Genomic DNA, 274 nt, shown 5'->3' on the forward strand with positions numbered 1-274 from the left:
GGCTAAGACCAATCCAATCTTCAAGCCCTTTTTGTTTAAGATTTAATTCTATTGTAGAGGCAAAAGCGAGCATATGTTCGATATGGTCTAAATCCAATCGCGTTATTGCAGCCTGATAGAGCGGTTTTCGCTTATCCCAAATTCGGTGTTGTCCCCACAGTTTACTGAGTTGTTCGCCATTCTGAACCGCCAGTTTTAAGGTGAGCAGTAGGTTAATTTCTTTGAATAAAGCCCACATTAAAATGGGCATAGCGGTGCCTTCAGCCTTCAATTG

1 protein-coding gene is annotated in these 274 nt (G+C 42.0%); it reads right to left on the reverse strand.

The annotated features are described in order from the left end of the window. A partial coding sequence (locus tag AAEY75_RS15035; RefSeq protein WP_352260030.1) for a hypothetical protein occupies positions 1-250 on the reverse strand: 250 nt, incomplete at its 3' end. Positions 251-274: the final 24 nt, after the last annotated feature.

This window comes from Psychrobacter sp. TB55-MNA-CIBAN-0194, assembly GCF_040309505.1.
Lineage (GTDB): Bacteria > Pseudomonadota > Gammaproteobacteria > Pseudomonadales > Moraxellaceae > Psychrobacter > Psychrobacter fozii.